Annotated in this window: 25 protein-coding genes; 7 read left to right on the top strand and 18 right to left on the bottom strand. The window is 74.8% G+C overall.

Annotation, left to right across the window (positions count from 1 at the left end; translation table 11 throughout):
• Positions 1 to 35 precede the first annotated feature (35 nt).
• From FB388_RS40290 to FB388_RS09210, 6 genes are all read right to left on the bottom strand, one after another.
• The gene (locus FB388_RS40290; protein ID WP_246121776.1) at positions 36 to 215 is read right to left on the bottom strand and encodes a hypothetical protein; all 180 of its coding nucleotides are present in this window, start codon (positions 213 to 215) and stop codon (positions 36 to 38) included.
• A 196-nt stretch (positions 216 to 411) separates the two neighbouring features.
• Positions 412 to 618: a ribbon-helix-helix protein, CopG family gene (locus FB388_RS09230; RefSeq protein ID WP_211361832.1), complete on the bottom strand. Its 207-nt coding sequence runs from the start codon at positions 616 to 618 to the stop codon at positions 412 to 414.
• A 21-nt stretch (positions 619 to 639) separates the two neighbouring features.
• Positions 640 to 2,319: a precorrin-3B C(17)-methyltransferase gene (gene cobJ, locus FB388_RS09225; RefSeq protein ID WP_142099412.1), complete on the bottom strand. Its 1,680-nt coding sequence runs from the start codon at positions 2,317 to 2,319 to the stop codon at positions 640 to 642.
• Entirely contained in the window at positions 2,316 to 3,491 is a 1,176-nt protein-coding gene (gene cbiE, locus FB388_RS09220; protein ID WP_246121774.1) for a precorrin-6y C5,15-methyltransferase (decarboxylating) subunit CbiE, read from the bottom strand. Before cbiE ends, cobJ begins: the two co-directional genes overlap by 4 nt.
• 77 nt (positions 3,492 to 3,568) lie before the next feature.
• Positions 3,569 to 4,378 (bottom strand): precorrin-4 C(11)-methyltransferase, encoded by an 810-nt coding sequence (gene cobM, locus FB388_RS09215; protein ID WP_246121772.1) that lies wholly within the window; start codon positions 4,376 to 4,378, stop codon positions 3,569 to 3,571.
• A 67-nt stretch (positions 4,379 to 4,445) separates the two neighbouring features.
• The gene (locus tag FB388_RS09210; protein ID WP_142099408.1) at positions 4,446 to 4,982 is read right to left on the bottom strand and encodes a TetR/AcrR family transcriptional regulator; all 537 of its coding nucleotides are present in this window, start codon (positions 4,980 to 4,982) and stop codon (positions 4,446 to 4,448) included.
• A gap of 85 nt (positions 4,983 to 5,067) precedes the next feature.
• Between FB388_RS09210 and FB388_RS09205 the strand changes: the two genes are divergently transcribed.
• The gene (locus tag FB388_RS09205) at positions 5,068 to 6,318 is read left to right on the top strand and encodes an FAD-dependent monooxygenase (protein WP_142099405.1); all 1,251 of its coding nucleotides are present in this window, start codon (positions 5,068 to 5,070) and stop codon (positions 6,316 to 6,318) included.
• A 29-nt stretch (positions 6,319 to 6,347) separates the two neighbouring features.
• Here the strand turns inward: FB388_RS09205 and FB388_RS09200 are convergent, their stop codons facing one another.
• The 3 genes from FB388_RS09200 to FB388_RS09190 form a co-directional block, all read right to left on the bottom strand.
• On the bottom strand, positions 6,348 to 7,385 hold the full coding sequence (locus FB388_RS09200; RefSeq protein ID WP_142099403.1) for a patatin-like phospholipase family protein: 1,038 nt from the start codon (positions 7,383 to 7,385) through the stop codon (positions 6,348 to 6,350).
• Positions 7,386 to 7,503: 118 nt separating this feature from the next.
• Positions 7,504 to 8,883, bottom strand: a complete 1,380-nt coding sequence (locus tag FB388_RS09195; protein WP_142099401.1) for a cobyrinic acid a,c-diamide synthase CobB — start codon at positions 8,881 to 8,883, stop codon at positions 7,504 to 7,506.
• Positions 8,880 to 9,851 carry an aldo/keto reductase gene (locus tag FB388_RS09190; protein ID WP_142099398.1) on the bottom strand — a complete coding sequence of 324 codons (972 nt, stop codon included), beginning with the start codon at positions 9,849 to 9,851 and terminating at the stop codon, positions 8,880 to 8,882. Before FB388_RS09190 ends, FB388_RS09195 begins: the two co-directional genes overlap by 4 nt.
• Positions 9,852 to 9,929: 78 nt before the next feature.
• Between FB388_RS09190 and FB388_RS09185 the strand changes: the two genes are divergently transcribed.
• Positions 9,930 to 10,205 carry a GNAT family N-acetyltransferase gene (locus tag FB388_RS09185; RefSeq protein ID WP_211361831.1) on the top strand — a complete coding sequence of 92 codons (276 nt, stop codon included), beginning with the start codon at positions 9,930 to 9,932 and terminating at the stop codon, positions 10,203 to 10,205.
• A gap of 15 nt (positions 10,206 to 10,220) precedes the next feature.
• Here FB388_RS09185 and cobO read toward each other — a convergent pair whose 3' ends face one another.
• Genes cobO through FB388_RS09170 form a run of 3 tightly spaced genes read right to left on the bottom strand, consistent with a single transcriptional unit; the run spans position 10,221 to position 14,350 of the window.
• Positions 10,221 to 10,835, bottom strand: coding sequence for a cob(I)yrinic acid a,c-diamide adenosyltransferase (gene cobO / locus FB388_RS09180; RefSeq protein ID WP_142099396.1), 615 nt, complete (start codon positions 10,833 to 10,835; stop codon positions 10,221 to 10,223).
• Positions 10,836 to 10,844: 9 nt separating this feature from the next.
• Positions 10,845 to 12,836 (bottom strand): putative cobaltochelatase, encoded by a 1,992-nt coding sequence (locus FB388_RS09175; RefSeq protein ID WP_142099394.1) that lies wholly within the window; start codon positions 12,834 to 12,836, stop codon positions 10,845 to 10,847.
• A complete protein-coding gene (locus tag FB388_RS09170) occupies positions 12,833 to 14,350 on the bottom strand; it encodes a cobyric acid synthase (RefSeq protein ID WP_142102800.1) in 1,518 nt (505 codons plus the stop codon). The genes FB388_RS09175 and FB388_RS09170 overlap by 4 nt, the downstream gene beginning before the upstream one ends.
• Before the next feature lie 20 nt (positions 14,351 to 14,370).
• Between FB388_RS09170 and FB388_RS09165 the strand changes: the two genes are divergently transcribed.
• Positions 14,371 to 15,180 (top strand): SURF1 family cytochrome oxidase biogenesis protein, encoded by an 810-nt coding sequence (locus FB388_RS09165; protein WP_142099392.1) that lies wholly within the window; start codon positions 14,371 to 14,373, stop codon positions 15,178 to 15,180.
• Between the two features lie 22 nt (positions 15,181 to 15,202).
• Here FB388_RS09165 and FB388_RS09160 read toward each other — a convergent pair whose 3' ends face one another.
• From FB388_RS09160 to FB388_RS09150, 3 genes are all read right to left on the bottom strand, one after another.
• Positions 15,203 to 16,210 carry a cobalamin biosynthesis protein gene (locus tag FB388_RS09160; RefSeq protein WP_142099390.1) on the bottom strand — a complete coding sequence of 336 codons (1,008 nt, stop codon included), beginning with the start codon at positions 16,208 to 16,210 and terminating at the stop codon, positions 15,203 to 15,205.
• A gap of 4 nt (positions 16,211 to 16,214) precedes the next feature.
• Positions 16,215 to 16,442 carry a hypothetical protein gene (locus FB388_RS09155; RefSeq protein ID WP_142099389.1) on the bottom strand — a complete coding sequence of 76 codons (228 nt, stop codon included), beginning with the start codon at positions 16,440 to 16,442 and terminating at the stop codon, positions 16,215 to 16,217.
• A gap of 157 nt (positions 16,443 to 16,599) precedes the next feature.
• Entirely contained in the window at positions 16,600 to 18,285 is a 1,686-nt protein-coding gene (locus tag FB388_RS09150) for an AMP-binding protein (protein WP_142099387.1), read from the bottom strand.
• Between the two features lie 153 nt (positions 18,286 to 18,438).
• On the opposite strand from FB388_RS09150, the gene FB388_RS09145 reads away from it, so the two are divergent.
• Positions 18,439 to 18,918 (top strand): acyl transferase, encoded by a 480-nt coding sequence (locus FB388_RS09145; protein WP_142099385.1) that lies wholly within the window; start codon positions 18,439 to 18,441, stop codon positions 18,916 to 18,918.
• Positions 18,919 to 19,080: 162 nt separating this feature from the next.
• Positions 19,081 to 19,494: an SsgA family sporulation/cell division regulator gene (locus tag FB388_RS09140; protein WP_142099383.1), complete on the top strand. Its 414-nt coding sequence runs from the start codon at positions 19,081 to 19,083 to the stop codon at positions 19,492 to 19,494.
• A gap of 6 nt (positions 19,495 to 19,500) precedes the next feature.
• Here the strand turns inward: FB388_RS09140 and FB388_RS09135 are convergent, their stop codons facing one another.
• Positions 19,501 to 20,184 carry a DUF5709 domain-containing protein gene (locus FB388_RS09135; protein ID WP_211361830.1) on the bottom strand — a complete coding sequence of 228 codons (684 nt, stop codon included), beginning with the start codon at positions 20,182 to 20,184 and terminating at the stop codon, positions 19,501 to 19,503.
• Between the two features lie 66 nt (positions 20,185 to 20,250).
• Positions 20,251 to 20,910 (bottom strand): DUF1990 family protein, encoded by a 660-nt coding sequence (locus FB388_RS09130; RefSeq protein WP_246121770.1) that lies wholly within the window; start codon positions 20,908 to 20,910, stop codon positions 20,251 to 20,253.
• An 83-nt stretch (positions 20,911 to 20,993) separates the two neighbouring features.
• On the opposite strand from FB388_RS09130, the gene FB388_RS09125 reads away from it, so the two are divergent.
• A complete protein-coding gene (locus FB388_RS09125; protein WP_142099381.1) occupies positions 20,994 to 21,221 on the top strand; it encodes a hypothetical protein in 228 nt (75 codons plus the stop codon).
• Positions 21,218 to 21,925 carry a DUF1990 family protein gene (locus FB388_RS09120; protein ID WP_170225538.1) on the top strand — a complete coding sequence of 236 codons (708 nt, stop codon included), beginning with the start codon at positions 21,218 to 21,220 and terminating at the stop codon, positions 21,923 to 21,925. The genes FB388_RS09125 and FB388_RS09120 overlap by 4 nt, the downstream gene beginning before the upstream one ends.
• A gap of 2 nt (positions 21,926 to 21,927) precedes the next feature.
• On the opposite strand, the gene FB388_RS09115 is transcribed toward FB388_RS09120, so the two are convergent.
• Entirely contained in the window at positions 21,928 to 22,545 is a 618-nt protein-coding gene (locus FB388_RS09115) for a flavodoxin family protein (protein WP_142099377.1), read from the bottom strand.
• Positions 22,546 to 22,588 lie beyond the last annotated feature (43 nt).

Below are 22,588 nucleotides of genomic sequence, written 5' to 3'. Positions count from 1 at the left end.
TTCCCGCGAGTCGCGGTCTGGGTGTACGCGAGTCGCTACCGGTCCCGGGACCAGGCGGCGAGCTGCCCGGCGATCTTCTCCAGGTCGTCGAGCGCACCGGACGCTACCGCCATCACCAGGTCGAAGACGGCGTCCTGGCTCGCGATCGGGGCGTGGCCGTTGGTGTCGAGGAACACGTAGGTCGCGAGCCACGCGAGGCGCTTGTTGCCGTCCACCAACGGGCGGTTGCCGGCGAGCGAGTGCAGCAGCGCCGCGCCTTCACGTGCAGCGACGGGTAGACGTCGGCGCCGAAGGCACTCGCCTGGGGTCGCGCCGCCGCTGAGGCGAGGAGCCCGTGGTCCCGGATCGCGACCTCGCCGCCGATCGCGTACTGCGCGATGGCCAGGAGGTCGTCGGCGTCGAGGTACTCGGTCACGCCTCACCGAGCCGACGCAGCGCCTCCGCGTACCGGCGTGCGCCGGCGCTCGCGGAGGCGGCCACGCGTGCGCGGTGCCCGTCCTGCTCGATGTACTGCCTGATCGCGGCCCGGGCGACGACCTGCATCGACCGGCCCTCGCGCTCCGCCTGCGCCCGCAGGGCCTCGGTCTCCTCGTCGGTGAGCCGCAGGGACATCGCCATGCAACGACGGTACCGCGGTGATCAGCTCCAGCGATAACCCCGCGGCGTGACCATCCGCCCCGCCACCATCCGCGTGGCCGACGACCCGACGACCACGGTCGTGAGCATGTCGACCTCGGCCGGGTCGAACTCCGCGAGTGGGGCCGTCCACACCCGTTGCCCCGGCCGCCCCGCCTGCCGGACGGCGCCGACGGGCGTGGTGGGCGGGCGGTGGGCGCGGAAGGCGTCGAGGGCGGCGCCGAGCTGCCAGTGCCGGTCGCGGCTGCGGGGGTTGTAGAAGCAGGTGACGAGGTCGGCCTCGGCAGCGGCGGCGATCCGCCGTTCGATCACCGGCCACGGGGTGTGCAGGTCCGAGAGCGAGATCAGCACGTGGTCGTGCCCGAGCGGGGCACCGAGCAACGCGGCGGCGGCGAGCGCGGCCGTGACGCCGGGGACACCGACGACCTCGATGTCGGCCCCGGCCTGCTGCAGCGCGGGGCTCGCCATCGCGTAGACGCCCGCATCGCCGGACCCGATCAGCGCGACCGCCCGGCCCTTCGCGGCGAGCGCGACGGCGTCGGCTGCCCGCTGCTCCTCGTCGCCGAGGCCGCTCGCCCGGATCTCGGTGCCCGGGCGGAGCAGGCGGCGGACCTGGTCGACGTACTGGTCGAGGCCGACCACCACGGAGGCGCGGCGCAGCTCGGTCTCGGCGCGCGGCACCCGCAGGTCGGCCGCGCCCGGCCCCAGCCCGACGATCGCGAGCCGCCCGCGGGGCCGGATCCGCGCCGCCGCAACCGTCACGTTCTCGCCCTTCAGCTTCTCGACGACCAGCTCGACCGGCGCCCCGCCGCCCAGCTCGGCGGCCGCGTGCAGGGCGGCGGCCTCGGCGACGCTCGCCGTACCGACCTCGGCGCGCACCACCTCACTCGGGTTCGGCACGGCGACCCGGGCGAGCACCTCCGCGGGGTACGTCCGCAGCTCGGCGGGCGCGATCGCGGCGAGGATCCCGGCCTCGTCCGCCTTGAGGTCGACGCTCGCGTACGCGCGCACGGCGCGCAGGTCGAACCCGTGCTCGGTCTCGATGCGCCGAATTGCTGCGACGACGGCGGCCGCAGGCACTCCCCGCGCGGAGCCGATCCCGACGACGAGCGTGGGCGGCACGACCCGGACGACTCGGTCGTCGGTCTCATGCACACGGTCGCTCACGACGACCCGGACGTCAGCGAAGTGGCTTTGCTGACGTCCCGGGAGCGGGGGCAGCGGGAAACCGAGCGGGTTCTCGACCACCGCCGTGCCGTCCAGCAGAGCGCGGCCGGCCGCCGCCGCGTCGCCGTCGACCACCGCGTCGAGCGCGGTGGCCAGGTCGTGAACGCCGGTGGTGGCGGTAGCGTCGGAGGCCGTCGTGATCACGGGCTGGGCGCCCAGTAACGCGCCGACCCGTTCGGCGAGCGCGTTCGCACCGCCCTCGTGCCCGCCGGCCAGTGCGACGGCGAAGCGACGGGCCTCGTCGACGCAGACCACACCGGGGTCGGTGCGCTTGTCCGCCAGCAACGGCGCGACCAACCGCACCGTGGCGCCGGTGGCGAGGAAGAACACGGCCGCGTCCAGCCGGGGCCACAGCTCGGGCAGCTCGTCGAGCGCGTGCACCCGGGCGTCGAGGGCGGGCGCGAGCTCGGCCGCGGCCCGCCGCCCGGCGTCCGTCACAGCGAACAGGGCGATCATCGGCTCGTCCCCCAGAGGATCGTGATCGGGTTGGTGGCGGCGAGCCGGACGGAGCCGTCCGGCAGGTCTGCGAAGCGGGACGCGGCGAGCTGCACCCCGTCCACCGCCAGGCCGGCGGCCTGCAGCGCCGCGCGGGTCGGCGCGATCCGGTCGAGCGCGGCGAGCGCTACGACCACGCGCTCGGGCCCGGCGGCCGCCGCGGCGGCGACCACGTCCGGGCCTCCGCCGCCGACGAACACCGCGTCCGGCCGCGGCAGCCCGGCGAACGCGGCCGGGGCCTCGCCGGCCACGACGCGCACGTCGACGCCGTGGGTGGCCGCGTTCGCGGCGATGCGCGCCGCGTCGTCGGCCCGCCGTTCGACGGCCAGCGCCGCCGCGCCGAGCCGGGCGCACTCGACGGCGACCGAACCGGAACCGGCGCCGACGTCCCACACGAGGGCGCCGGGACGCGGGCCGAGCCGGGCCAGCACGAACGCCCGCACCTCGGCCTTCGTGACCATCCCGGCGCGGTGGTCGAACGCCTCGTCGGGAAGGGCCCACCCGCCCGCGGGCGGGACGGGCTCGCCGCCCGCGTACCAACCCCTGGCCGGAACAGCGTCCGGGTCCCGCAGGCACAGGACGACAGTGAGCGGGTGCCAGTCGCGGGCAGCGGCCTCGCGGGCGGGGAGCGTGACGAGCCGCTCCCCCGGCCCACCGAGGTCCTCGGCGACCACCAGTGTGCGCGGCCACCCGTCCAGGGCGGCGCCGATCTCCGCGGGCCCGGCGCCCGGCGCGGTGAACACGGCGACGGCAGGCCGCGCCCGGCAGACGTTGACCGCCGGCCGCAGGTCCCGCCCGTGCGCGCTGACGACGGTGACGTCGTCCCAGGACCGCCCGATCCGCGCGAACAGCAGCTGCACGCTGGAGCGCGCGGGGTGCACGACGGGCTCGTGCCCGTGCGAGCGCAGGAGCCGCACGATGCCGAAGAACCCCGGGTCCCCGCTGGCGAGCACGACACCACGCCGCCCGGCCAGCCGCTCCAGGCCGGCCTCCACCGAGCCCAGCACGACCCGCTCGGCGGTGGCCGGCACGGGGACGGCCTCGAGGTGCCGCGCAGCCCCCACCACGACCTCGGCCCGGGCGAGCGCATCGAGCGCGACCGCGGACAGAGGCTCCCCGTCGACCCCGATCACAGCAACCGTTTCCGACGAACGGCGCGTTCGTCGGATAGGTTCCGACGAACGCGCCGTTGGTCGGTCGAGAGCCGGGCTCACGAGGATCGGCGGGCCCGGAGCTCGCGGCGCGCCGCCCGGTCGGGCTTGCGGAACGTGTGGAAGTGGCCCGGGTGGTAGAGGTGACTCCTCGTTCCCGCGGCCGCGAGCGCGGGGCCCACCAGGAACAGGGTGTGGCGCCACAGCTTGTTCTGCTTGCAGACGTGCTCGACCTCGTCGAGCCGGCAGCGCAGCGTCAGCTCGTCGGGCCAGCTGGTGCGGTGCGCGACGACCACCGGGGTGTCGTCGGGGTAGCCGCCCGCGCGCAGCTCGGTGACCATCTGCCCCGAACGCGCGGCGGACAGGAAGATCGCCATCGTGGTGCCGTGGCGGGCGAACTCCCGCAGCTTCTCCTTCGGCGGCATCGGGGTCTTGCCGCCCTCCAGCCGGGTGAGCACCACCGACTGCGCGACCTCGGGGATGGTCAGCTCCCGGCCGGCGACGGCGGCGGCCGCCCCGAACGCCGAGACGCCGGGCACGATCTCCACCTCGAGCCCGAGCTCCTCGGCCGCGTCGTACTGCTCCTGCACCGCGCCCCACAGCGACGGGTCCCCGGAGTGGACGCGCGCGACCTTCAACCCCTCGGCGGCGGCGCGGCGGTAGAGCGCGAGGACGTCCTCGTGCGCGATCTGCGAGGAGTCGACCAGCTCGGCGTCGGGCCGCGCGTGCTCGGTGACGCACTCGGGCATCACCAGGCTGGCCGCCCAGATCACGACGTCCGCCTCGGCGATCCGCCGGGCTCCCCGCAGCGTGATGAGGTCGGCCGCACCCGGCCCGGCCCCCACGAACGACACCTTCCCGCGCTCCACGCCGGTCAGTCTGTGCCGCGGTGCGCCGCGGAGTCCATGCGGACGAGCGGACTGCGACGTTGCGCACTCATCCCGGCCGCAGCGCCCGCACCGCCGATGCCACGGCGGCATCGGCGTAGCCGTCCAGCGGCTCGTCGCCCATCAGCACCACGGAGTCCTGCACGCCCCCGAACGCGATGATCGCCCGGACCCGGTCGGCGGGCAGGTCGCTGCCGACCAGCAGCCGGTCCACCTCGAGTCGGCGGTAGAGCACCTGGGCGAGCGTGCCCAGCCGGGCGAGGACCGTCGGATCGTGCAGCACGCTCTGGAACAGCTTCCGGTGGCGGTGGCACAGCTCCAGGTAGCGGCGGAGGATGGCCTCGGGATCGCCCGGCCCCACCTCCCGGACGTGGGCGAAGAAGCCGTCCAGATCGTCGACCAGCGGCTGGGCCAGCTCGGCGAGCAGCTCGTCCTTCGACGGGAAGTGGTAGTAGAGCGCCGCCTTCGTGATGCCGAGCCGTTCCGCGATCTGGCGCAGGCTCGTCTGCTCGAACCCGTTCTCGACGAACAGCTCGAGGGCGACGGCGCGGATGTCCTCCCGCGTGTCGGCGTTGCGGCGTGGCACGTCGCGAAGCCTACCGGTTATCTACTTGCCGCCCGGTCAGTTCGCTGCTTACCGTGCGGCAAGTAGGCAATCTGGGAAGGAACTCATGACCCGCACGATCCTGATCTCCGGCGCGAGCATCGCCGGGCCGGCGCTCGCGTTCTGGCTGCACCACCACGGCTTCCGCCCCGTCATCGTGGAGCGCGCCCCGGCGGCCCGGGACGGCGGCTACCCGGTCGACGTCCGCGCAGGGGCGCTCGACGTCGTCGACCGCATGGGCCTGCTGCCCGCGGTCCGCGACGCGCACGTCGACAGCCGGGGCGGAACGTTCGTCGGCGCCCGCGGGCGGGTGATCGCGCGGGTCACCCCCGACGAGGTCACCGGCAGCCCGGCGGGCCGTGACGTCGAGCTCCCCCGCGGCGACCTCGCGCGCCTGCTCCACGAGCACACCCGTGACGACGTCGAGTACCTGTTCGGAGACACGATCACCGCCCTCGAGCAGGACGCCGGCGGTGTGCACGTGACGTTCCGCAACGCGCCGCCGCGCACCTTCGACCTCGTGGTCGGGGCGGACGGGCTGCACTCCACCGTCCGAGGGCTCACCTTCGGGCCAGAAGACCGCTTCCGCCACGACCTCGGCTTCGCCTTCGCGGGGTTCTCCCTCGACGAGGCCACGAACGTGGGCCGGAACCTCGACCGGGAGTTCGTCGCGCACAACACCCCGGGGCGGATGGCGGGCGTCAACGCCGTGCGCGGGCGGCACCGGCTCATCGGGATGCTCGCCTTCGCCACCCCGCCCGGGTTCGCCGTCGATCCGGGGGACGTCCCGGCACAGCGGGACGTCGTGGCGACGGCGTTCGACGGAGGCGGGTGGGAGGTCCCGCGGCTGGTCGAGGCCATGCGGTCCGCCGAGGACTTCTTCTTCGACACCGTCAGCCAGATCCGGATACCGGGGTGGAGCCGCGGCCGGGTGGCGCTGGTGGGCGACGCGGCCTACGCGCCCGCCCTGCTGTCCGGACAGGGCACCAGCCTCGCGCTCATCGGTGCGTACGTGCTCGCAGGGGAGCTCGCCGCGGCGGGCGGCGACGCGACCGTCGCCTTCACCGCGTACGAGCGGGCGCTGCGCCCGTTCGTCGAGCGCAACCAGGAGCTCGCGAAGTCGGGCGGCGCCGGCCTGATCCCGCAGACGCGCACAGCCCTCTGGATGCGCAACGCCGTGCTCGCCGCGCTCCCGTACCTCGGGCCGGTGAAACGGCTGCTGACGGGCGGGGTCGACGAGGCGGCCCGCTCGTTCCCGCTGCCCGACTACGAGCGCTCCATTGCAGCAAAGCCACTTCCACGCGATGACGTTGGATGAAAGTGGCTTTGCTGCAATCCCCCGACGGGTCAGGCGGCCGTGCTGCGGCCGGCGTCCAGCGCCCCGGCCGAGGTCTCCAGCGCCGTGTCCAGCACCTGGAGGCGGCGGCGCGGGTTCATCAGGTTGCCGCCCATCGCCCGCAGGTCGGCCGGGCCCGGGGTCAGCACGGTGACCCGGGTGCCCAGCTCGCGCACCGCCCGCACCTCGGCGTCGAGCCAGCGGGTGAGCAGGCGGCGCACCCGGCGCTCGACCACCGCGACTGGGTCGGTGGGGCGGTCGTAGTGGTAGCTGGCCATCGGGGCGAGCACGTACACCTCGTCCAGCACCGGCGCACCCGGCCGGGCGAGCAGCGCGAGGGACGTGGCCGAGGCGACGCCGCCGTCGACGTAGCGGCGGCCGCCGATCACCTGGGGCGCGAACCAGCCCGGGATCGCGCACGACGCGAGTACGGCGTCGGCGACGGACGCGGCCGGAGCCCCCTCGCGCCCGAACACCGCGCGACGCCCGGAGTCGTAGTCGACCGCCACCACCCACAACGGGTTGCCGGGCACCCAGCCGTCGGCCCGCGAGCCGCCACGGGACTGCAGGACGTCGACCATCCGCACCAGCGAGGTCATCCGCCGCCGGCCCAGCGGCAGCAGGCCGGACGCGGCGACGACGGGATTCATCCGGCACGGGGAGACGGCTGCCACGGCGAGCAGCCGGGGCGAGCCGAGGAACGGCAGCGGCACCGGCGGCCGCCCGTCGCCGGACTCGCGCTCGATCGCGCGCAGGTCGGGCAGCTCGTCGGGCCTGCGGTCGGGGACGGCGGCCGGGTCGGCGCCCCGCTGGTGGGCGAGCAGCTCCGGCACGTCCATCCCGCACCGCACCGCCGCGCCGAGCACCGCGCCCGCGCTGGTGCCGAGCACGAGATCGAGGTCGCCCAGTGGCCGGTCGAGGCGCTCGGCGAGGAGCGGGAGCACGCCCGCCGTCCAGGCCGAACCGAGAAGGCCACCTGCGCCGAGCACGAGCCCGATCCGGGGGGCGTGGCGCCTGCGGGAGCGGGGGTGGGGCGTGATGAGCGCCACGGCGACCTCCCCATCGAGCGTCGGTTACTGAACGGTAGCAAGCGGGCCCGGCGGTCGCATCCACTGATCAGGGATCAGTGGACGACCACTCGCCACGCGCTGTGATGAGGCGCGCGGGTCAGCCGGAGATACCTCGCACGAACCGCGCCACCGCCGCCGGATCCCCCGCGGGATGCGTGTGCAGGAACGACGCGTGGACGCCGCCGGTGACGAACCCCTCCGGCTCGGCCCCCCGCCAGCCCCATGCGGCGGGCCTGCCCGCACGTGGGGTCACCGCCCAGTGGTGGAACTCGTGCCCCGTCACCCGCGCGCCCGCGGGATGCAGCGCCGAGTCGGCGAGCGCTACCGCGTCCCGGTAACCGAGGGTGAGCCGCTCGGAGCGGGTCGCGGCGGCCGGGAGCACGCCGGCCATGGGGGTCCCGTCGAGCGTCTCGCACAGGTACAGCAGTCCTCCGCACTCCGCGTGCACCGGCGCGCCGGAGACCGCCAGCTCCCGCACCGCGGCGAGCAGTGGCTCGTTGCCCGCGAGCCCGGCGACGTGCTCCTCGGGGAAGCCGCCGGGCAGCACGATCGCGCCCGCGCCGGGCGGGAGGGCGGCGTCGCGCAGCGGGTCGACGGTGACCGGCTCCGCCCCCGCGGCGGCGAGCAGCTCGACGTGCTCGGCGTAGCCGAAGGTGAAGGCGGGCCCGCCGAGCACAGCCACGACGCTCCGGGACGTCCCGGCACCGCGAGTGCCACGTCCGTGCACGGCATCCGCGGGTGACCACGCCGGGCCGGCCGGCAGCGGCGCGGCCATCGCGGTCACGGCGTCCAGGTCGACGTGGGCGGCCACCAGCTCGGCCATCGCGTCGACGGCTGCGGTGGCCGCTCCCCCGTGCTCGGCCGCCGTCACGAGTCCGAGATGGCGGGACGGGACGGCCAGCGCGTCCTGGCGCGGCAGGGCCCCGAGCACCGGCAGCCCGGCCTCGTCGGCGGCAGCGCGCAGCACCTCCTCGTGCCGGGCGCTGCCCACCCGGTTGAGCACGACGCCTGCGATCCGCGCCCTGTCGATGGGCGCTCCGCCTCCGCCGCGCGGGGCCGGGTCGAAGGAGCGGAAGCCGTGCAGCAGCGCGGCCAGGCTGCGCGACTGGCCCCGGCAGTCGACCACCAGCAGAACCGGGGCCCTGAGGAGGCCGGCAACCTCAGCCGTGGAGCCCGCCCCGTCGGGGATGCGCCCGTCGAACAGGCCCATCACGCCCTCGACCACGGCGATCTCGGCACCCGCCGAGCCGTGCCGCGCCAGCGGGGCGATCCGGTCGGCGCCGACGAGCACCGGGTCGAGGTTGCGCCCGGGCCGGCCGGCGGCAAGCGTGTGGTAGCCGGGGTCGATGTAGTCCGGCCCCACCTTGAACGGCGCCACCGTGGTGCCCCGCCGCCGCAGCGCGGCCATCAGCCCGGTGGCGACGGTGGTCTTGCCGCTGCCCGAGGCGGGCGCGGCGACCACCAGCGCTCGGGTCATGCGTGCCCGAGCACCGGGTGCGGCACGTACGGCGCCTCCAGCGCGGCGATCTCCTCGTCGGAGAGCTGCACGTCGACCGCGGCGACCGCGTCGTCGATGTGCCCCGGCTTGGTGGCCCCGACGATCGGCGCGGTGACCGCCTCCTTGTGCAGCATCCAGGCGAGCGCCACCCGCGCGAGCGGCAGCTCACGGGCCTTCGCGACGTCGGCGACCGCCCGCACGACGGCGTCGTCGGCCTCGGTGTACATGTTGTCGGCGATCGGGTCGCTGCCGGAGCGGGTGGTGGTGCGCTCCTCGGGCAGCCGGGCGAGCCGGCCGCGGGCGAGCGGGCTCCACGGGATCACGCCGACGCCCTGGTCGAGGCAGAGCGGGTGCATCTCCCGCTCCTCCTCGCGGTAGATCAGGTTGTAGTGGTCCTGCATCGAGACGAACCGGGTCCAGCCGCCCAGGTCGGCGGTGGCCTGCGCCTTGGCGAACTGCCACGCGTACATGCTGGAGGCGCCGATGTAGCGGGCCTTCCCGGCGCGCACGACGTCGTGCAGCGCCTCCATCGTCTCCTCGATCGGGGTCTCGGGGTCGAACCGGTGGATCTGGTAGAGGTCGACGTGGTCGGTGCCCAGCCGGCGCAGCGAGTTGTCGATGCCGGCCATGATGTGCTTGCGCGACAGGCCGCGGTCGCCGGGCCGGTCGCTCATCGGGAAGAAGACCTTGGTGGCGAGGACGTAGTCCTCGCGGCGCGGGAAGAACTCGCGCAGCAGCGTGCCGGTGACCTCCTCGCCCACCCCGAGCGAGTAGCTGTCGGCGGTGTCGAAGAACGTGATGCCCGCCTCGACCGCGCTGCGCACGAGCGGCCGCGATGCGTCGACGTCCAGCACCCACTCCCGCCAGTCGGGCGTGCCGTAGCTCATCATGCCGAGGCAGATCCGTGAGACCTGCAGGCCGGTCGAGCCGAGTCGCGTGTACTCCATGCGATCTGTCTACTCCTGCCGGCCCCACGCCCTCCACCGGCTGTGAGCACCGCCGTCCAGCGACTAGCGTCGATCGGCATGGACGTCACGAACGCGCCAGAGCACCGACGCTACGAGGCCCGGATCGACGGTGAGCTCGCCGGCGTCGCCGAGTACCGGGCCTCCGACCGCATCGTGACGTTCGTCCACACCGAGGTCATGTCCGCCTTCGAGGGCAAGGGCGTCGGCAGCGCGCTGGTGCGCGGGGCGCTGGACGACGTGCGCGCCCAGGGCAAGAAGGTGCGCGCGGTGTGCCCGTTCGTGAAGGGGTACGTGGAGAAGCACTCCGACGAGTACGGCGACCTCGTGGCCTGATCACCACCCGCCTGATCACCACTCGATGCCGCGCTGCCCCTTCTGGCCCGCGTCCATCGGGTGCTTGACCTTGGTGGTCTCCATCACGAGGTCGGCGGCCTCGATGAGCTCGGGGGCGGCGTCCCGGCCGGTGATCACGACGTGCTGGCGGCCCTGGCGGGCGGCGAGCACCTCGACGACCTCGTGCACGTCCACCCATCCCCACTTGATCGGGTAGGTGAACTCGTCGAGCACGTACAGACCGTGCGCCTGCGCCTCCAGGCGGCGGCGGATCTCCGCCCACCCCTCGGCCGCCGCGGCGGCGTGGTCATCGTCGGAGCCCTTCTTGCGCGTCCAGGACCAGCCCTCGCCCATCTTGTGCCACTCGACCGGGCCACCCTCCCCGGTCTCCTCGTGCACGCGCCCGAGCGCGCGGAACGCGGCCTCCTCGCCGACCTTCCACTTCGCCGACTTCACGAACTGGAACACCCCGATCGACCAGCCCTGGTTCCAGCCGCGCAGCGCCAGCCCGAACGCGGCGGTCGACTTGCCCTTCATCTCCCCGGTGTGCACGACGACCAGCGGCCGGTTGCGGCGCTGGCGGGTGGTGAGCCCGTCGTCCGGAACCGTGCTGACCTGCCCCTGCGGCATGTTCCCCTCCTACGCGGCGCGCGCGGCGCGGACGACGCCCGCGACCTGGTCGGCCGACAGCTCCGCGAGACCGAGGGCGGGTCCGCCCGCGGCGGCCGCCACGCGGGCGGCCAGGCCGAGCCGGACGGGGCCGTTCTCGCAGTCGACCACGATGGTGGCCACCCCGTCGGCGGCGAGCAGTCCCGCGGCGCGGCAGGCGTCCTGCACCGGGTCGCCGCCGGGGCGGGCGGCCACGGTGGCGCGGCCGTCGGTGAGCAGCACGAGCATGGCCCGGCGCCGCGGGTCCCGCAGGCGCTCGACGCGCAGGACCGCCCGCGCCCGCAGCAGCCCGTCGGCCAGCGGCGTGCGGCCACCGGTTCGCAGCTGCGCGAGCCGGGCCTGCGCGGCCGGCACGCTGGTAGTCGGCGGCAGCACCAGCTCAGCGCTCCCGGCGCGGAACGAGACCAGCCCGACCTTGTCCCGGCGCTGGTAGGCGTCACGCAGCAGAGAGAGCACCGCCCCGCTCACGGCGGCCATCCGCTGCCTGGCGGCCATCGAGCCGGACGCGTCGACGGCGAAGAGCACGAGGTTGCCCTCCCGGCCCTCCCGCTCGGCGCTGCGCAGGTCGCCCGCGTGCAGCCGCAGGCCGGGGCCCGTGCGGCCGCGGCCCTGCTGGTGCGGGGCGGCCGCGGCGATCGTGGCGGGCAGGTGCAGGTCGGCGGCGCGCCGCGGCGCGGCCCCGGACGAGCGGACCACCCGCCCGGTGTCGGTGCGCGCCCGCGACCGGCGCCCGGGCGCCCCCTCCCCGATGCCGGGCACCTGCAGCAGCCGCGCCCGGAACGGGGCGGAGGCAGGCGGCGCGGCCTGGGCCCGGCCGTCTCCCGCCGGCCGGGGGGTCGCGTCGGTCTCGGAGCCGGCGGCAGGCGTCTCCTCCCCGGGTTCCGGGGCGCCGCCGCCGGGTCCGCTGTCGGGTCCGCTGTCGTCCGGGCCGTCCGGGGGTTCCTGCTCGGCGGCCTCGCGCAGCGCGTCGTCCAGGGCCTGCTCGTCCATCCCCGGCTCGTCGAACGGGTCCCGGCGGCGCCGGTGCGGCAGCGCGAGCCGCGCGGCGACCCGCACGTCCTCCTCAGCGACGGCGTCTGCCCCCCGCCAGGCCGCGTGGGCGACGGCGGCGCGTGCGATCACGAGGTCGGCGCGCATCCCGTCGACGTCGAACGCCGCGCAGACTGCCGCGATGCGGCGCAGCTCGGCGTCCGGGAGCACCACGGCTCCGACCCGGTCCCTGGCCTCGGCGATCCGGCCGGCGGTGCCGCGCTCCTCGTCCTGCCAGGTCGCGACGAACGCGGCGGGGTCGGCCTCGAACGCGAGCCTGCGCCGCACGACCTCCACGCGCGTCTCGACGTCCCGCGCCGCCCGCACCTCGACGGTGAGCCCGAACCGGTCGAGCAGCTGCGGGCGCAGCTCACCCTCCTCCGGGTTCATGGTGCCGACCAGCAGGAACCGCGCCGCGTGCGAGACCGAGACCCCGTCGCGCTCGACGTGGGCGCGCCCCATGGCGGCGGCGTCGAGCAGCAGGTCCACCAGGTGGTCGTGCAGCAGGTTGACCTCGTCGACGTACAGCACGCCGCGGTGCGCGTCGGCGAGCAGGCCGGGCTGGTAGGCCCGCACGCCCTCGGAGAGGGCGCGCTCCAGGTCGAGCGAACCGACGAGGCGGTCCTCGGTGGCACCCACCGGCAGCTCGACGAGCCGGGCGGGGCGGATCTCGGCGGCGACACCGGCCGGGTGCGGCCCGTCCGGGCAGGCCGGGTCGGGAGCGCCGGGCGCGCAGCCGAACCGGCAGCCGGGCACCACGTCGAGCGCCGGCAGCAGCGCCGCGAGCGCGCGTACGGCCGTCGACTTGGCGGTGCCCTTCTCCCCCCGCACGAGCACGCCGCCGACGCCCGGGTGCACGGCGTTGAGCAGCAGCGCGAGCCGGAGGTCGTCGTGGCCGACGACGGCGGAGAAGGGGAACTGCGGACCGCTCACGCCCGGGAGCCTGCCAGACCGGTGGTCACCACCGGGAGGTCCGCGGGCACACCGTGATTGATGACATGTTCAAGTGCGCGGACGTCGAGGTGCTTCTCGACGAGGTCCGCGAGCACGTCGAGCTGGGCCGTCCGGTGCTCGGCGAACGAGGTGTCCGGGGCGGGGACGAAACCGGTCCGTCCGGCGTGGTCGGCGATGCGGCGCAGCAGGGCGCGGCGGAACGCGTCGTTCTCCAGCAGGCCGTGCCAGTGCGTGCCGAGCACGGGGCCCGCGTCCGAGCCCTCGCCGTCCAGCAGGTGCGGGTCGCCGCTGCGGAGCACCCGGCCGTGGTGGATCTCGTAGCCGCGGACCGGCTCGCCCCACGCCGTCGACTCGGGGTTGCCCAGGTGCTTGTCGGCGTCGAACTCCACCTCGAGATCCAGCAGCCCCAGCCCATCGGCGTCCCCGCCCTCGACGTGGTGCGGATCGAGGATCCGCCTGCCGAGCATCTGGTAGCCGCCGCAGATGCCGAGCACCGGCCGCCCGGCGGCCGCGTGGGCGAGCACGGCGTCGGCGAGCCCGGTCCGGAACAGCCACGCCAGGTCGGAGACCGTGGACTTGGACCCGGGCAGCACCACGAGGTCGGCGTCGGCCAGCCGGGACGGCTCCGTCACGTACCGGACGGCGACCCCCGGCTCGGCGGCGAGCGCCTCGGCGTCGGTGGCGTTGGAGATGCGCGGCAGCCGCACCACGGCCACCCGCAGCCACTGCGACCCGAGCGGCGGCGCGGGCCTGCCGAGCACACCGTCGGCCACGGCCGACAGGGAGTCCTCCGCGTCCAGCCACAGCCGCTCCTCCCATGGCAGCACACCGAGCGTGGGCCGGCCGGTGAGCGCGGCGAGCTGGTCGAGGCCGGGGGCGAGCAGGGTCGGGTCGCCGCGGAACTTGTTCACGACGAACCCGGCGATGCGCGCCTGGTCGGCGGGGTCCAGCACGGCGAGCGTGCCGAAGAGGTGGGCGAGCACTCCCCCGCGGTCGATGTCGCCGACGATCACGACCGGCAGGTCGGCGGCCTGCGCGAGGCCCATGTTCGCGATGTCGTTCGCCCGCAGGTTGATCTCCGCGGGCGACCCGGCGCCCTCGCAGACCACCACGTCGTAGCGGGCGCGCAGGTCGGCGAGGCTCGCGGTGACGACGTCGAGCAGCGCGGCCTTGCGGTGCTGGTAGGACCGCGCGCTCACCGTGCCGTCCACCCGGCCCCGCACGACCACCTGCGAGCTGCGGTCGCTACCCGGCTTGAGCAGCACCGGGTTGAAGGCGACGCTCGGCGCGAGCCCGCACGCGAGCGCCTGCACCGCCTGAGCACGACCGATCTCGCCGCCGTCGAGCGTGACGACGGAGTTGTTCGACATGTTCTGCGCCTTGAACGGCGCCACCGCGACACCCCGGCGCGCGAGCAGCCGGCAGATCCCGGTGACCAGGGCGCTCTTGCCGGCGTCCGAGGTCGTTCCCGCCACCAGCAGAGCGCCATGCATCACGTCAGTATTGTCGGAGCGTGAGGTTCCTCCTGCGGCCCGGGTGGATCGCGCTCGTCGTTGCGGTCATCGGGTTCGCGGTCGCCGCGTTCACGCTGCTCGCGCCGTGGCAGTTCGGCCGCGAGGCGCAGCGCGACGCCCAGCAGCAGGCGATCGACGCCGCGTCCACCACCGCGCCCGTCCCGCTCGCGGAGCTGGTGCCGCCAGGGGGGTCGGTGACGTCCGCCGTCGAGTGGCGGCAGGTCACGGTCACCGGCACCTACGTTCCCGACGGCGAGGGCCTCGTGCGGCTGCGGGTGGTGGACGGCCAGCCGGCCGTCGAGGTGCTCACCCCGTTCCGCACCGACGACGGGCGCCTGATCACGGTGAATCGGGGGTCGGCGGCCGCCGCGTCCGGCGCCACCGTGCCCGACTACGCGGCACCGCCGGCCGGCCCCGTCACGCTCACCGGCCGGCTGCGGCTCGACGAGACCGACCCGCAGGGCCGCGCCGCGATCGAGACCGACGGGCACCGCCAGATCTACGCGTCCGACTCCCGCGCGCTCGCCGCCGCGACCGGGCTGCCACTCGAACCCGGCTTCCTGCAGCTCACGGCGGACCAGCCGGGCGTGCTGCGCCCGCTGGAGGTGGCCCCGACCGCGGGCGGCGACGCTCCGTTCACGAACTTCTCCTACGCCCTGCAGTGGATCACGTTCGGGGTGATCGCGCTGGTCGCCCTCGGCCTCTTCGTGCGGCTGGAGCTGCTGCAGCGGCGCGGCCCGGACCGGCGTTCGGAACGGGCAGCACTGCGCCGCGCCCTCGCGGGGGACGACGAGCCCGGCCCGCGCTGAGTCCCGGCGGTGGGCGGAGCTGCTATTCCGACGAGCGGCGCGTTCGTCGGATAGGTTCCGACGAACGCGCCGTTGGTCGGAACGAGGCGGCGACTGCGACCGACAAGGCCACCGCGGCGATGCCTACCAGGCGGGACAGGCGAGCCGCACGTGCGAGATCGGCAGGCGTGGGGGGCGGGCCTTCGCCCAGGCGGGGCCGCTCCTCCACACCGTGCGGGTAGACCGTGCGCCCGCCGAGCGTGACGCCGAGTGCGCCGGCGGTGGCCGCCTCGACCGGGCCGGCGTTCGGGCTCGGGTGCGCCGAACCGTCACGGTGCCACGCGGCGACGGCGCGGCGAGGTGATCCGCCCACCGCGGACGCGAGCCCGGCGAAGAGCAGCGCCGACACCCGGGCCGGCACCAGGTTTGCCACGTCGTCCAACCGCGCGGACGCCCAGCCGAAGCGCCGGTACCGCGGCGACCGGTAGCCGACCATGGCGTCGAGCGTGTTGACGGCCCGGTACGCGAGCAGGCCGGGCACCCCGGCGACGGCGCCCCACAGCAGGGGCGCGACGACGGCGTCCGAGGTGTTCTCGGCCATCGACTCGGTGCCGGCCCGCGCCATCCCCGCCGCATCGAGCGACGCCGGGTCGCGGCCGCACAGCGACGGCAGGCGGAGGCGCGCGGCGGCGAGGTCCCCGGCGACGAGCTCACGGGCCAGCCCGGCCCCGTGCCCGGCGAGTGACGAACCGCCGAGCACCGCCCAGGTCGCGAGGCCGGTGAGCGCCACGCCCGCGAGTGGACGACGGGCCGCCACCCGCTCGGCGAGGACCCCCAGGCCGGCCGCCCCACCGACGAGCGCGGCGGCGTACCGCGCGCCCGCGGAGCGGCCGTCGGCGTAGCAGCGCACCTCGAGCGCGGCCGCGACCCGCCCGAACCCGGCGACCGGATGCCCGCGGCGCGGATCGCCGAACAGCGCGTCGGCCAACGCGCCCACGAGCAGCCCAGCCGGGCGTACCCACCTGGGCGACGCCGCAGGGCGGGAACGCACCGCGTCAGTCCCCTGCGACGGCCTGCCCGAGCTGCAGCCCGTGCAGCCGCTTCGCCTCACTGGCGATCTGGTGCAGCGAGCAGGGCCAGCGTTCACCCGAGCCGCTGGAGGTCCGGCAGGACGCGCAGCGCCCCAACCGGTCGGGCTGGTGCGCGGCGAGCAGCCGGCGCCAGACCTCGGGCATGCCGGCCATGACGTCGGCGATGCCGCCTGCCGGCTCAGAATGCGTCACAACCCCTCCAACACCCGCAGCAGAGCCGAGCAATCCCGGCTCGGGCCGCCGGTCGGCGAACGGCGGATCTCGCACGATCGGCCGCGCGTGACCTGTGTCATAGCAATGCTCACGACCGATCGTCGGACCGCGAGGCCCGCTGGGCGAGGGCGCTCCACTAGAGGGTGTACTCCCCGGCAGGCGCGGCGGCCCCGTCGGTGTGCAGCTCGCTCTCGCGCCCCCGCAGCTCCACGCGGCGGATCTTGCCCGAGATGGTCTTGGGCAGCGCGCCGAACTCCAGCCGCCGGATCCGCTTGTACGGCGCCAGGTTGTCGCGCGCGAACTCGAGGATCGACCGGGCGGTCTCCTCGGTCGGCTCGTGGCCGGCGGCCAGCACGACGTACGCCTTCGGCACGGCGAGGCGCACCGGGTCCGGCGACGGCACGACGGCCGCCTCCGCCACGGCCGGGTGCTCGATGAGCACGCTCTCCAGCTCGAACGGGCTGATCCGGTAGTCGGAGGCCTTGAACACGTCGTCGGAGCGCCCGACGTAGGTGATGTAGCCGTCCGAGTCGCGCGAGCCGACGTCCCCGGTGTGGTAGTAGCCGCCCGCCATCGCGTCGGCGTTGCGCTCGGGGTCGCCCTGGTAGCCGACCATCAGCCCGAGCGGGCGGTCGGACAGGTCGATGCAGATCTCGCCCTCGTCGGCCGGCTGGTCGGTGGCCGGGTCGATGAGCACGATCCGGTAGCCGGGGATCGGCCGGCCCATCGAGCCGGGCTTGACCGCCTGTCCCGGCGGGTTGCCGATCTGGAGCGTGGTCTCGGTCTGCCCGAAGCCGTCGCGGATCCGGATGCCCCACGCCTTCTCGACCTGCTCGATCACCTCCGGGTTGAGGGGCTCACCCGCCCCGACGACCTTGGTGGGCGGGTTCGCCAGGCTCGACAGGTCGGCCTGGATGAGCATCCGCCACACGGTGGGCGGCGCGCAGAAGCTGGTGACGTTGCAGCGGTCCAGCACGCCCATGACGGACTCGGCGTCGAACCTCGAGTAGTTCATGACGAGCACGCACGCCTCGGCGATCCACGGCGCGAAGACGTTGCTCCACGCGTGCTTCGCCCAGCCCGGCGAGGAGATGTTGAGGTGGACGTCCCCGGGCTGCAGGCCGACCCAGTACATCGTGGACAGGTGCCCGACCGGGTAGGACGCGTGGGTGTGCTCCACGAGCTTCGGCTTGGCCGTGGTGCCGGAGGTGAAGTACAGCAGGAGGGTGTCGCTGCCGCGGGTGACGCCGTCGGGCGTGAAGTCCTCGGACGCCGACGCGGTGTCGGCGTAGTCGAGCCAGCCCTCGGGTGCACCACGCACGGCGATGCGCGTGTAGTCGCCCTCGACGTCGCCGAACTTGCCGGCGTCGCTACCCCCGACCACGACGTGCTTCGCGCCGCCCCGGTCGAGCCGGTCGCGCAGGTCGGCCGCGGTGAGCAGCGTGGTGGCCGGGATGACGATCGCGCCGAGCTTCATCGCGGCGAGCAGGGTCTCCCACAGCTCCACCTGGTTGCCGAGCATGAGGATGACCCGGTCGCCGCGGGCGACGCCGTGCCCGCGCAGCCAGTTGGCCACCTGGTTCGAGCGTGCGGAGAGCTCGGAAAAGGTCCAGTACGCCTCGCTGCCGTCCTGCTCGACGATCCAGAGTGCGCGGGCGGCGCCGCGTTCGGGGTGGGCGGCGACGGCGTCGAAGTGGTCGAGCGCCCAGTTGAACTCGTCGATCTCGGGCCAGCGGAAGTCGCGGTAGGCCGTGTCGTAGTCCTCGCGGTGCGCCACGAGGAACTCGCGGGCGGCGTAGAAGTTCTGTACGGACGCGTTCATGACCTCACCTCGAAGTAGCCGCGCTGCCGACCTGACCCTAATGACTCCGGCGACGCGTGGTTCACCCCCGAACGGAGGGGTCGGGCGCCGGTCCCCCGGAAGCGTCCGGCGCGGCGACGGCCGGGGCCACGCCCGCGCCCCTACGGTGGCGCCGTGATCCCGACCGGCCGACGCGCCTCTCGCCCGACCGTCGGGAAGATCGTCGCAGTGAAGATCGTCACAGCAGGTCTGCTCGCCGGGTTCCTGCTCGCCGGCTGCGCCCCGTCCGCCGCGCCGGGCACGAGCGCTCCCCCGGAGCCCCGCCCCCTGCCGCCGACCAGCACGGCACCCCCGGACGCTCCGGCGTCGGCACGGGCGGAGCTGCCGTGGCCCGCGGCGACAGCGGCGGACGCGGCGGCCCTGCAGGCGGAGGTGGACCGCGGCGCCCAGCCGTGGCTGCTGGACCCGTCCGAGGTGGCGATCGCCTACGCGGCGGCCGCGCACGACTGGCCGGACGCCGAGGCCTACCCGGGCCCGGACGGCACCAGCGTCGACGTGCGCAACGCCGACGGTGAACGCCGCACCCTCACCCTCGCCCAACCTGCCCGGACGGGGAGCGAAGGCATCTGGGTCGTGACGGCGGAACACCCCTGACACCGCTGCCGCAACGATCACTCACGCTCCGTACCGTTACCGGCACCCACTCGCTTGTTCGGGTGAAGTCTCCTCACGAGTGCAGCGTTCCTGGGGCATGCTGCGATGCAGAGGGTGACGCCGCCGCACGAGCGGGCGGCCCCAGTGCCCAGGGGGGCGACGATGACCAACGATCTCGTCCAGCAAGACATGTTCACCGTGCTGCACGGCCAGCCCGCACCGGTCGTCACGCGGTGGAGCTACAGCGCGTACGACCCGTTCGCGGTGTCCCTCGCGGTCCGCACGAGACAGGACCGGTGGGTCGAGTGGCTGATCGGGCGGGAGCTCGTGATCGCCGCGCTCGACGAGCCGACGGGTGAGGGCGACGTCCGGATGCGCCCGCTCAACGTGCAGGGCTACGACATCGTCGAGATCGAGATCCGTTCGCACGACGGGCGCGCGGTGCTCGAGGTCGACCAGGACCTGCTGCGGTCGTTCGTCGAAGCCACGCTCGCGATGGTGCCCGTCGGCACCGAGGCGGAGCGGATGGACCTCGACGGCGAGATCGCCCGCATCACCCGCAGCTGCGGTGCGTAGGGGACGTCACCTCCACGCATCCGGTCCGGCGTCCTGGCGGCCGTCCGCACCGGCCGCCGCTCCCCCGGACTCCGGATCGGTGTCGATCCCCTCGGCCACCGGTTCGGCGCCGGGCTCCGCGGCCCTCGCCCCGCCGGGGAGGCCGGGGTCGAACACGTCACCGTCGGCCCGCACGTCCCGCGCGGCCTGGGTCGCGGCCTCGTCGGACTCGGGGTCGGCGCCCAGCGCGGCGTCGAGCTCCGGGTCGTCGAGCTCGGGTGAACCGGCCACGGACGGCTCCACCTCGACGGGCGCGCCCGGCTCGTCGGTGACGTGCACGGCGGCCTCCTCGGCCGAGGCGGCGCCGCCGTCGATGCCGACGTCCACCCCGTCCATGGCGTCCGGCGTCTCCAGCGCGGCACCTTCGTCGGCGAGCGCGATGCGGCCGGACCGGTCGGCGTCCACCGGCTCGTCGCCGCGCTCGCGGCTCAGCCGTTCGTCGAGCGAGGCGCCCTCCCTCATGCCGCGCGCGGTGACCTCGTCCGAATCGGCGAGGTAGGGCCGGTCGGGTGGCGAGTAGCCGGCGTCGAGGCCGTCCCGGTCGCCCGCGGGGGCCGCGAGGTGCTCCTCGCTCTCCAGCTGAACGGACGCACCCAGATCCGGGGCCTCCGGCTGCTCCTCGTAGTCGCGCTGCGCCATGACGACGCGCACCTCCTCCTCGTCAGGCTGCTTACCGATCTCGCTTACCCGGCGCCCCCGGCGGCCACACCCGGCCGGTCAGTCACGCACCCGGTGGGTCTCGATCCGCACCCCGCCGCGTGGCCGTCCCCCGACGTCACGGGCGAGTCGCAGGCACGTCTCCACCCAGAGGTTCAGCTGGATCTCCTTCGCCAGCCGCAACCGGGTGTAGAGCAGGTCGGAGAGCCGGTCACCGGAACGGGCCCACGACTCGATCTCGAACAGCAGCTCGCCGTCCTCGGTGCGGCACCGGAACTCGATCTGCCCGGCTTCGAGGTGCCCCCGCAGGGTCGCCAGCCGCAACGACGTGGGACCCGTGGCGATCACCCGGACCGGCCCGTCCCACGGGCCCGGCATCCGGATCAGGAACTCGTCACCGACGGCAGCGCCGCCTTCGGCCCCGCGGACCTTCTCGAACACCGCGACCTCGGCGGGCGCGCCGCAGTTCGGGTCACCGGAGAACCGCCCGATCACCTGCTCCGCCGGGAGCGATGCGTCCGCGATCCGCACCGAGTAGCGACGGTGCAGCAGCGGGCCGACGCCGTCCTCGATGCGTTGCAGGTCGTCGTCGACCACGTCCTCCGGGACGGTCCACGGCCGCTCGGACGCGTCCGCGACCGTCTCGGTGCGGTGCATCGGGGTGGTGCGCCACATGTAGCGCCAGCTCACCCTGGCGAGGCCGAGCGGCCAGCGCAGCACGATCGCGGTCCGGTGAGGGAGACCGCCGGGGGCGCGGCGCGAACGGGGGCGTAGTGGCACGGGCGCTCGGGTACCCGCCGCACATGATCCCGAACGCGGCCCTGCTGAGCCGCGCCGCGCTCGCCTGTCGCGCCGCGTCGCTCGCCTCCATCGGACTCTGCATCGGGCTCTGGCTGCACGCCAAGACGGTGGACCAGGACGAGCGGGGCAACGCCGAGCGCCGTGCCCTCTTCGTCGGGCTGTGGCCCCCGATGTTCTGGCTGATCGGGGACACCGCCGACGACGTCTCCCACCGCGTCACCGACCGGTGAGGCCACCGCTCGCCGACGCCGTCGCCGCTCTGCGCGACCTCCCGGTCAACTACGCCGAGGCGGAGGCCCCGCCCGTGGTCACGACCGGCTGGCACGTCGACCGCTGCGTGCTGGAGCTCGGCCGGGAGGAGCCGGGCGAGCCGGAGCCGGGCGGCCTCCTCGAGACCGCGGGGGCGCTGGTGAACCACTACGAGTTCAGCGACCCCTCGATCCTGCGCGCGGCCTTCCACTACCCGGGCGACCTGGTCGGTCGCGACATGCTGCTGGAGGGCCGGTTCCTCGTGCTGCGCTTCCTGCTGGGAGTGCGCATCACCGCCCAGCACGACGAGGTGCGCGCCGGACCGCACGGTCCGGAACGCGTGATCGGCTGGTCGTACCAGACCCTGCGCGGCCACCTCGAGCAGGGACGGTTGACCTACGAGCTGGCCAAGGAGCTGGAGACCGGGCGGGTCGAGTTCCGGATCCTCGCCTACTCGCGGCGCGCGCCCATCCGCAACCCGATGCTCCGGCTGGGGTTCCGGCTGTTCGGGCGGCACACGCAGGTGAGGTTCTACCGGCAGGCGCTGGCCCGGCTACGGACGCTGCTGCAGGCACCACCCTCGCCGCCGCAGCCCGGTCCGGACGGTCTCGTCCGGGCACCCAGCGGCGTGGAGGCGGGCCGGTTCGAGGCGTTCACCCTTCGGTTCGCCCACCCCGGCGCCTGAGCTCACGCCGGCGGGTAGCGGTCCTGCTTGAGCAGCCGTGCGAGGTGGGCGGCGTTGGCGGCGAGGGTCTTCATCGTCGACGCCACCGCCTCGGGCTTCTCGTCGAGGTCCTTGTAGTCGCCGGTGGTCATCGCCTCGCCGTTCCAGTACACGCCGCCCTGAGCGGGGATCGTGAAGCCCACGTCGTTGAGGCCCTGGAACAGACCCGCGGTGATCGCGTGGGCGCCGTCCTCGTTGCCGACGACGACCGCGAGCGCGACCTTGCCGAACGTCTCCAGCCTGCCCTCGTCGTCGGTGGCGGACAGCTCCGCGTCGAGCCGTTCGATCACCCGCTGCGCGACGCTGCTGCGCTGCCCCACCCACGTCGGCGTGGCGATGACGAGGATGTCCGACTCGAGCATCTGCTGCCGGATCCCGGGCCACGCGTCGCCGGCGCCCATGTCGGCCTCGACCCCCGGCTTCACGTCGAGGTCGACCACCCGGATGCTCCGACCCTCCACACCGTGCTCGCGCAGGGCGTTGAGGACCTGGTCCGACATGAGCTCGGTGCTCGACTCGCCCGGGGACGGGGTCAGGGTGCAGTTCAGCGCGAGCGCCGTGAGCGGTGCGGAGTTGGTCATGGACTGGCGGTACCCGGCGACGGTACGGGCAACCACCGGGCAT

The sequence above is a fragment of the Pseudonocardia cypriaca genome, assembly GCF_006717045.1.
Taxonomy (GTDB): Bacteria; Actinomycetota; Actinomycetes; order Mycobacteriales; family Pseudonocardiaceae; genus Pseudonocardia; species Pseudonocardia cypriaca.
The sequence above is the reverse complement of the archived record's forward strand: the minus strand, read 5'-3'. Positions and strand labels throughout refer to the sequence as shown.